The following is a 3,252-nucleotide window of genomic DNA, read 5'->3' on the forward strand; positions in this document are numbered from 1 at the left end:
AAGAGATTTCTTACTTTTTCCGATGAAATAGTTATAAAAATGGTTACAGATACAGGAGAAGTAGGATATGGTAGCGCAGCCCCAACTCCTTTGATAACAGGGGAAACAGAGAGTTCAATTATTGGAGCAATAAATTATATTAAGCCTGAAATTGTAGGCTTAGATATTGAAAATCTTGAAGAAATTATGAAAGTAATTCATAATTCTATTCACGGAAATAATAGCGCGAAAGCTGCTATTGATATTGCTATATATGATTTACTTTGCAAGAAATATGGATTGCCACTTTATAAATTTTTGGGTGGATACAAAACTTCATTAACTACAGATCTTACAATAGCAAATGATACAGTGGAACAAATGGTAAGGAAATCATTAGAAGCTGTAATGGATGGTTATACTTATTTAAAGGTAAAAATAGGGAATGATATAGATCTTGATATAGAGAGGGTAAAAGCAGTAAGGAAAGCAGTAAGGCGTGGAATAAAAATAAGGGTAGATGCTAACCAAGGTTGGAGACCGAAGGAAGCTGTAAGCATTATTAGAAAATTTGAAGATATGGGTTTAGACATTGAGTTTGTTGAGCAACCAGTCAATGCTTGGGATATAGATGGACTAAAATATGTTACGGACAATGTTGGAACGAAAATTCTAGCGGATGAATCAGTTTTTGGACCATCAGATGCTTTTAAGATAATTGAAAAAAGAGCAGCAGATCTTATAAGCATAAAGCTTATGAAGTGTGGTGGTATTAATAATGCAATAAAGATATACAATATGGCAGAAAATATGGGCATAAGATGCATGATGGGATGTATGTTAGAAAGTAGAATAGGTATAACAGCAGCAGCTAGTTTCGCAGCATCAAAATCCAATATGATTAAAGCCGACTTAGATACCATGTTGTTATTTCACCAAGAGTCAATAATTGGTGGGGCATCTATCATAGGGAATAAGATAACTATTAATGATTCTCCAGGTCTGGGTATTGCAGATGTTATTGGATTGCATGAAATTTCATAAATATATGGCGTTATTTATTTAAATGTATATTGAATGGAAAAATTTAATTTGAATTGGGGTGATAGTTTTGAGTAATCATGAATATGACATAGATGCTAGTCTGGTAGAAGTCGAATTAAAGAAACAGTTAGAGTTTAATATAGAAGAACAAAAATTAAAGGGTGTTATTGAAATCATTAGTGAAGAGATTTTAAAGTATCTTCAAAAGAGAAAGGATGTTCAAAAGTATATTTTAGACTATAGGAAAAAAGTAATTGAAGACTATAGAGATGATGAGGATATGGTAATAGAATATTTTGATCATGAGATATATGTGATGGAAGAAGCTTTCAAAACTATTGATAGAAGACTTAAGGAGTTAACTGCGCTTAAGAGCTCTCCTTATTTTGGAAGAATCGATTTTTCAGAAGAAGATTTTGGTATTGAAAATATTTATATAGGAAGATTTGGGGTTACTCCAGAAAATACCTTTGAACCACTAGTAGTAGATTGGAGAGCTCCAATTGCATCCTTATTTTATAGTGGAGCTTTAGGGGAAGCGTCTTATGATGCTCCTAAAGATAAGATATTAGTAAATATTTTAGCTAAGAGGCAGTTTATTATAAAAAAAGAAAAATTTATAGGTATGTTTGACTCAGCATTAGATGTGAAAGATGAGATACTTCAAATGGTGCTTAGTGGCAATGCGTCAGAAAAGCTGAAAGATATAATAATGACAATACAAAAGGAACAGGATGATTTAATAAGGCAACCAAGAACAAAAACTATTGTAGTGGATGGCGTAGCAGGCAGTGGGAAAACTACTATTGCTCTTCATAGGGTAGCATATTTGCTTTATAATTATAGAAAAATACTACAAGATAAGGTTTTAATATTAGGTCCTAATAATGTGTTTATGGAATATATATCGTCAGTGCTCCCAAGCCTTGGAGAATCAGGAGTTAAACAAACAACTTTTAGAGATTTTGCTTTTGATATTTTAGGAATTACAGATGTTATGAGTCTAAAAGAATACATGGAAAAAGTGCTTAGTGGAGAAAAAGAGTTTACAGATGACATTACGTATAAAAATTCTATAGAGTATCAAAATTTCCTTGACGATGCTGTAGAAAAATTAGATAGTGAATACTTTAAAATAGAAGATTTAATTTTTATGAATGAGCTACTAGTATCTAAAGAAGACATAATGGAAATGTTCAATAATTATTACAAAACTATGCCTTTATTTAGAAGAAGTAAGAAGATTAAAAGAATTATTTATTCTAAGATTAGAGATGCTAGAGATGAAAAAGTTAGAATTATACAAAAGGAATATGAAAAAACTGTGAAGTCTTTACCCGAGGAAGAACAGGGTTTTAAAATAAATGGGTTGGACTTTACTAGAAGACTTAAAATTAGAGAAGTTATTAAAGCAGCAATAGATTCCAAAAGAAATCTCACTTCACTTGAAAGTGGAAACAGTGTTGATTTATATAACAAAATCAATGGTTATAAGAGATTAACCGAAAGTGATTTAGGTGGTATTTTATATTTTAAAATTAAGCTAGAAGGTATAAAATTTTCTGAGGAAATCAAACATGTAGTAATTGATGAAGCTCAGGATTATAATCATCTTCAATTCCTGGTAATAAAGGAATTAACAAAGTGTACTTCACTTACTATAGTTGGAGATAGTAATCAAAGAATGATTCCATATGACGGAAAGATACCTATGCACGATATAAAAAATATACTTTCAAATTGTAATGTGGATGAGTTTAAATTAAATACTAGCTATAGATCTACAGTGGAAATTATGGAGTATGCTAATAAATATTTGCATGCAGAGCCTATTGTTCCCATAGTAAGAAATGGTGAAATAGTAACGGAAACAATAATTTCTGATAAGAATGAGTTTGAAAATTTTATGCTCCAAAAGGTTTCGGAGCTTAAAAATAGGGATTATGAAAATATTGCAATTATCTGTAAAGATATGAAAGAAACAGAGAAAACTTTTGAGTTAATGAAGGACAGTATTAATATTAAGATTATAGACAAAGAAGATGCGGTTTATCATAGTGGGTTTGTGGTACTTCCATCATATTTTGCTAAAGGTCTTGAGTTTGATGCAGTTATCATGGTGTTAGATAAGCCTAGGGATAGAGATAAACCTACAACGGATAGTACGCAGGGTGAATATAAACAAGAGGATAAACTTAGATATGTGATGGCAACCAGAGCATTACATGA

2 protein-coding genes are annotated in these 3,252 nt (G+C 31.2%); both read left to right on the plus strand.

The genetic code is table 11. The annotated features are described in order from the left end of the window. Nucleotides 1-1,023, plus strand: a 1,023-nt coding sequence (locus tag JJE11_RS17005; RefSeq protein WP_291637766.1) for a dipeptide epimerase, incomplete at its 5' end; no start/stop codon positions are given. 67 nt (nt 1,024-1,090) lie between these two features. After that, nucleotides 1,091-3,252 (plus strand): UvrD-helicase domain-containing protein (locus JJE11_RS17010; RefSeq protein WP_291637768.1); only part of this gene is annotated, 2,162 nt, incomplete at its 3' end.

Origin of the sequence: Clostridium sp., assembly GCF_016650095.1 — a bacterium.
Lineage (GTDB): Bacteria > Bacillota > Clostridia > Clostridiales > Clostridiaceae > Clostridium_AD.